Source organism: Desulfurivibrio dismutans (genome assembly GCF_029210385.1).
Taxonomy (GTDB): Bacteria; Desulfobacterota; Desulfobulbia; order Desulfobulbales; family Desulfurivibrionaceae; genus Desulfurivibrio; species Desulfurivibrio dismutans.
This window is the reverse complement of sequence record NZ_JARGDQ010000016.1, coordinates 1-5,891: the sequence shown is the minus strand read 5'-3', so window position 1 is coordinate 5,891 and position 5,891 is coordinate 1. Positions and strand designations below refer to the sequence as shown.

Below are 5,891 nucleotides of genomic sequence, written 5' to 3'. Positions count from 1 at the left end.
AATTTTGTAGAAGTGTTCCTTTTCCGCCTGACATTTGGGGCAGACCCAATCGTCGGGCAGGTCGGCAAACGGGGTTCCGGCCTCAATCCCATTATCCTCATCGCCAACCGCCGGATCGTAAACATAACCACAGGGGCATTCGTACTTGTCCATCTTTTTCTCTCCCATGTTTTGTTGTGAATTTGGCTTAACCTTTACTTGGTAATAATTACTTTATTCATAAATTTTTTGTTTGTAAAGAGCATTTCGCCCTTAGCGATCTTGCACCACAATCGTGTGCCGAGCCTCTCCCTCGCTGCCATGGATATTGCAGTTAGCCTGGGCGATCAGTTGGGTGGTCCCCTCCATGGCGATGATGACCTCGCGGCTGAATTCGTTGTTTTCCGGCCGATCGAAGGCGGAGAAATCCCAGCGACCAATCTCCCCCTCCTCGGTTCTCAGGGTGACCCAGTTGGTATAGTGGATAAAGTTGTTGCCCCGGTGGGTTATCTGCAGGCGGATGTTTACCTGGGCGTTTCTGGCCGCCGTTGCCGGGGCCTCGATGGTTACCGCCGACTTGTTGGCCAGGGCCAGGGTGGGGGGATGGGCGACGGCGGCCACCGCCCCCGCGGCCATGATTTTGATAAATTCGCGACGTTTGAGCTGCATGATTCTCCTCCTGAATTTTAACGGCCACCACTTTACTTATCCCGTCAAAACGGGAGCTTGGGCGTAAAAGCAATAGGGGTCCCGGTCCCGGGCGGGATCAAGACCGGAACTGAAAATCACCGCCTGGCAACCGCCGCAGGCCTGCAACAGTTTGCAGTTGCGGCAGCCGGCGCTGCCGGCCCGGTAGCGCCGGCCGGCCGGGGAATCATAGGCCCCGGCCAACCCTTCCTGGTAGATATTGCCGATAAAGGAGGGGAACTTGCGGCAGGCGTGGAGTTCGCCATCGGAGAGCAGGGTAAGGAAGTTGAAGCCGGCCCCGCAACCGAAACCGGTACAGCCGCCAAAGGGTTTGCGCCCCTCTTGCTCCCGGATGATATTGATCAGATTGTCCTTGAGGCCCAGCACCGGGTTGTTGGCCGTCTCCGCCATATATTCCCGGAGAAAAGCCTGGTAATCGACGGGGTCGGGCATCAGTAGCCTGGCCCCCTCCCCCACCGCCGACAAGCGGTTGAAGGTGAAAAGGTCGGCCTTGTCGCGCAGGATCTCGCCCAAGGGGAGAACTTGGGCCATATTGTCCCGGGTCAGGGTGAGCATGACCTGGGAGAAGATCCCCAACTCTTTTAAAATCGGCAGAAACTCCAGCACCCGGTTAAAATAGCCGGCCTGGCGGACGAAATCGTTGTGTTCCGGCAGCCCCTCCAGGCTGACCTGATAGAAAGTGGGGGCCTGGATGGCCACCAGCTTCTCCAGACGCTGCCGGGAGGCGGGATTACCCAGAATGCTCACCGGAAACCCCCGTTTGACCGCTTCCAGGTAAAGGGTGTCGAAATGGGGATAGAGCAAGGGGTTGCCCCCGGTGAAAGTCACCTTGCCCCTGACCCGGCGGGCAGCGCAGAAGCTTTCCAGCTGATCCAGCACCTGGAAGGCCTGCTCCAGGGACATGGTTTGGCGGGAGCTGCGGTCGTAACAGTGCTTACAGTTCAGGTCACAGGCCTGGGTGATGTGCCACTGGAGGGTAAAGACCCGGGGTTTTACAAAGCGCTCAAAGGCCTTTTCCTGGGGGACAAAATTCTCCTGGTCCCGGATCAGCAGAGGTTCGGGTGCCAGAATCAGCCCCTTGTTCCGGGCCTGCTCCACCACCCGATGTAGATTGGCCACCGCCACGCCATGTTCCAGGGCGGTGGGGCCGATGGGCAGCTTTTCTGCGATGATTTTCAAGGCCAGCAGATCATCATCGGTGGCCGGCTGGACCCGAACCTGGCCGCTGCGGGGGCCCAGCCAGACCAGCAGGGTTTCCGCTCCGGGGGTAGGGGACGACTGCGGCCGCTCCTCGGGCTTGAGCATGCTGGCCAGATTGCGCCAGGTGCAATTTAAGATTCGCAAAGAGGGATTAAGAATTTTTGCTGCTGGCTGGAGCGGTAATTTCCCCGGCTCACGGCGGCAGGCCCAAACGGCCGCTTCCAGTTTGGCCAGCTCAGCCAGATAGGGCGGCAGGGCCAGACTCTCGGTTTGGGCCCCGATAATTTCGGGCAAACCAGGCCATTGCTTCTCGCCTGTCAACTCCTCAACCAGCCGGCCCCACTTTTCAGGGCCGACAAGGTGGCGACAGGCGGGAAAAATCTCTTTTAGCGGTGCTTCCGGGCAGTTCATCGGCATTTTGCAGGCATGGTGACTCTCAAAAAAGGCGGCAGGAGACCCACGGTTGGTCTCCTGCCGGTGTGCGTCAAGGTTCTAGCAAAATGTTTGAGGACGCAACCTGCGTCCTTGGGCAGCTTTTATCAGCTGCCTGAGCCCTCTCAGCTGCCGTTGCCTTCGGTGCTCTCCTCCTCGTCTGGCTCCTCGCCCTCGGTGCCTTCACCACCGTCGGCGGTGCCGCCGCCCTGGGTGGTCTTGCCGCCGGAAGCGCAACCGCTGGAGCCCAGCGCTGGGGCGGGAGCCGCCAAGCTACCTCCAGCCAGCAACGCGGCCAGGCACAAGCCGGCCAAAAAACCCTTGGTGTCCTGGGACTTCATAAAATCCTCCTTTAATGGTTGTTGCGGGGCTGTAATGGCCCCGCAGCTTGATGAAGGTTGCTACATATTGCTTGCGATTGCCAGTAAACCATGGACCATAGCCAGGATAACCGCCAGTATGCCGACCTTTTTATGGGTGGCAAATGAGGCCTTGATAAGCCGCAGGCCGGAGGTAAGCTGGAAGATCAGCAGCAAAAATAGAGTAATACCCAGTAGCAGCACAACTGGTACGCCGGCAATGGTCATTTCAGCCTCCTTGTTTTACATCTTTTTCCTTGAACTGTTTGGGGATCAAAATCATGCCGCTTATTTCATCTTAGCAAATTGCCCCCTTGCAACTCAATCGTTAATTTGGACCAAACAACTCTTTTTACCTGCTGGAGGCTAGAGGCGGGCGGCCAGACCCGAGGCTCGCTCCACCTTGCGCCCGATGGCGGTGGCGATCACGGCTTGGGGACCCAAGATTCGGACCCGCCTGCGGGCCCGGGAGATGGCGGTGTAAAGCAGCTCCCGGGTGAGGAGCGGCGACGATTCCCGGGGCAGGACCACCGCCACCTCCTCAAACTCCGAGCCCTGGCTCTTGTGAACGGTCATGGCGAAGGCGGTTTCATGGCGGGGCAGGCGGGAAGGTAAAAACCGCCGGATGGTGCCACCCACCGAAAAAAAAGCCCGCAACTGGTGGTCATCTTCCGGAGACTCCCAGATCACTCCCAAATCGCCGTTGAAGAGATTCAGGCCGTAGTCGTTGGCGGTGATCATGATCGGCCGGCCCCGGTACCACTCGCTGGTCGGGTGCAGCAGCCCTTTAGCGGCCAGCAGGCGGCGGCAGAAAAGGTTGAGACTTTCCATTCCGTTCCTGCCCCGGCGATGGGGACAAAGCAGGCGAAAGTCGTTGAGCCGGGCCAGGGCCTCGTCGGGGCTGGTCGCCGTCAGACAGGGACTAAAGCCGGTTAGCAGCAGCTCCTGAAATTCCCGATCCTGCTCAAGGTTGATCGGATCAACCATGGCCACTTCACCGGTCCGATCTTGCTCTAAAATCCGCAGAGCCTCGGCGCTGTCGCCGGCGTTGATCGCCCTGGTCAGAGCGCCGATGCCCCGCTGGGGATCGAAACGAAAACCCTGACTGAGGTTGATGACGCCGGCCGCCAGCTCATTGCTTCCCTCGCCATCGGCGGCGGCGCAGATATCTCCCAGAATGGAGCCGGCCTCCACCGAAGCCAGCTGATCCTTGTCGCCCAGCAGAATCAGCCGGGCCTTGGCCGGCACCGCGGCAAAGAGTTTGTTCATCAGGGCGACATCCACCATGGAGGCTTCATCCACCACCACCAGATCGGCAGCCAGGGGATTGTCGGCCCGGTGGCGAAAGATGGTGGGGGTTTCGGCCTGGTAGCCCAGGGCGCGATGGATGGTCATGGCCCCCTGGGGCAGGTCGGTTATGATCCCTGCCCAGGGTGAATCGGCGCTGATGGTGGTTTGCAGCCGCCTTACCTTTTCCCGCACCGCTTCACCCAGGCGGGCCGCGGCCTTGCCGGTGGGGGCCAGCAGCAGGATCCGAGGGGGTGGCTGGCGGCTGTCGGCCGCCAGCAGCCGGCTCAGGGCCAGGATGAAAAAGATGATCGTGGTCTTGCCGGTGCCCGGCCCGCCGGAGATCACCGACAACCGGTGAACCAGGGCGGCGGTGATCGCCCTTTGCTGTTCCGGGGCCAGGGTAAGGGCGGCGGCAGCGGCCAGGATATTAAGGCTGGCTGCCAGTTGGGCGGGCCCAAGGCCGGGCCCTTTGGCGGCGGCCCGTTTGAGGATGGCGGTGGCCAACTCAGCTTCATACTGTTGGTAGCGCCGCAGATAGAGGCGGTTCCCTTCCAAGACCAGGGGGGTGATGGAGTTTAAGTCAGCCGGCTGCTCCCCCTGGTCGGGGCAGGCCACCAGGGGGGAGAGGCTCAATTCAGCCCGTAACTCTTGCGCGGCCGGAAAAATGAAGGGTTCGGCCTCCTCCGGTGTGGGCAGAGCCCGGCTGGCCAACCGGTCCAGTTCCAGGCAGAGATGGCCCTGGTCGATGGCCGCCCGGGCCAGGGCTCCCGCCAGCAATACCGCCGGGGAGGCCCGGGGGTCCAGCCGGGCCAGCAGCTCAAGCCAGTGGCGGTCAAATTCACCCAGCACCTCCTCCCGCACCCAGCAGGTCAGCAGCTGGTCCATTGCGCTACTCATCACGGTTGCTCCAGATTTATCAGGTGGCGGGTAGAACGGCGGGCAGATAGATGGTGAAGGTGGTGCCCCGGCCGGGACTGGAACTCACCTCGATCCGCCCGCCATGCTTTTCAATCACCGAATGGCAGATGCTCAGGCCCAGGCCGGTGCCCTTGGTGGCATCCCGCTCCTTGGTGGAGAAGTAGGGGTCGAAAATTTTGGCGGCCACTTCCGGTTCCATACCGGGACCGTTGTCCTGAATGGTAAGCCGCAGATAGGGGCCCGGCGTCAGCGACAGGATATTGGCGGGGGAGATCTCCTGGTTGCCGCAGGCGATCTCCAGCTCACCCCCCTCGGGCATCGCCTCCTTGGCATTGAGTAACAGATTGTGGAGCACGTTCCCCACCTGGGCCCGGTCGATATTCGCCTCCCACAGATCGGCCGGAATCTCCAGCTTGAGCCGATGGTGCGGGCCGCTGAGGACAAAACGGCCAATCTCCTCGATCAGCTCGCCAATGGGCTGGACCCGCCGCTTCAGATGTCCGCCGGTGGCAAAGGTGAGCAGTTGCTCGGTGAGGGCCCGGGCCCGGTCGGCTGATTTTTCGGCCAGTTGCAACGAGTTCAGGGCCGGATGCCCGGGGGGCAGGGAGAGTGCCGCCAGGCTGATCTGGCCATAAAGGGCCGCCAGTAAATTATTGAAGTCATGGGCCACCCCCCCGGCCAGAACACCGATGGACTCCAGTTGCTGCTGTTTAAAAAAACGCTGCCGCATGATCTCCTGCTCGGTCATCGCTTGCCGCAGCTGATCACTTAAAAATTCAAATTCGAAGACTCCCCGGTAGTTCGGGGTCTGGTCCTGGCGCAGGGAGGAGATGATCTCCCGAATCGGCTTTTCGATCTGGCGTTTGAAAAAAAGCACGCTCAACAGGGTCCAGATCAGCAGCAGGGCGATGGTGACGTAATAGGCCCGGTGCAGGCGGCGCAGGGCGCCCTGATAGATACTGCTCTCCTTCAGGACAAAGATCTCCCATTGCCAGGGAGAGAAGG

At 60.7% G+C, this 5,891-nt stretch carries 7 protein-coding genes; all 7 read right to left on the bottom strand.

Translation table 11 applies throughout. The features are described 5' to 3' along the window. Positions 1-153: rubredoxin (locus P0N66_RS12620; RefSeq protein ID WP_275805976.1), on the bottom strand; the 153-nt coding region annotated here is incomplete at its 3' end. A 99-nt stretch (positions 154-252) separates the two neighbouring features. After that, positions 253-648 carry a desulfoferrodoxin family protein gene (locus P0N66_RS12615; protein ID WP_275805974.1) on the bottom strand — a complete coding sequence of 132 codons (396 nt, stop codon included), beginning with the start codon at positions 646-648 and terminating at the stop codon, positions 253-255. A gap of 36 nt (positions 649-684) precedes the next feature. Continuing rightward, a complete protein-coding gene (sbtM, locus tag P0N66_RS12610; RefSeq protein ID WP_275805972.1) occupies positions 685-2,298 on the bottom strand; it encodes a thio(seleno)oxazole modification radical SAM maturase SbtM in 1,614 nt (537 codons plus the stop codon). Between the two features lie 146 nt (positions 2,299-2,444). Further along, positions 2,445-2,660, bottom strand: coding sequence for an SbtA family thio(seleno)oxazole RiPP natural product precursor (gene sbtA / locus P0N66_RS12605; RefSeq protein WP_275805970.1), 216 nt, complete (start codon positions 2,658-2,660; stop codon positions 2,445-2,447). Between the two features lie 60 nt (positions 2,661-2,720). After that, complete coding sequence (locus P0N66_RS12600) at positions 2,721-2,906, bottom strand: hypothetical protein (protein ID WP_275805968.1); 186 nt, start codon at positions 2,904-2,906, stop codon at positions 2,721-2,723. 138 nt (positions 2,907-3,044) lie between these two features. Continuing rightward, positions 3,045-4,865 (bottom strand): exodeoxyribonuclease V subunit alpha, encoded by a 1,821-nt coding sequence (gene recD / locus P0N66_RS12595; protein WP_275805966.1) that lies wholly within the window; start codon positions 4,863-4,865, stop codon positions 3,045-3,047. 19 nt (positions 4,866-4,884) lie between these two features. Beyond that, on the bottom strand, positions 4,885-5,891 hold a 1,007-nt coding region (locus tag P0N66_RS12590), incomplete at its 5' end, for a two-component system sensor histidine kinase NtrB (RefSeq protein ID WP_275805964.1).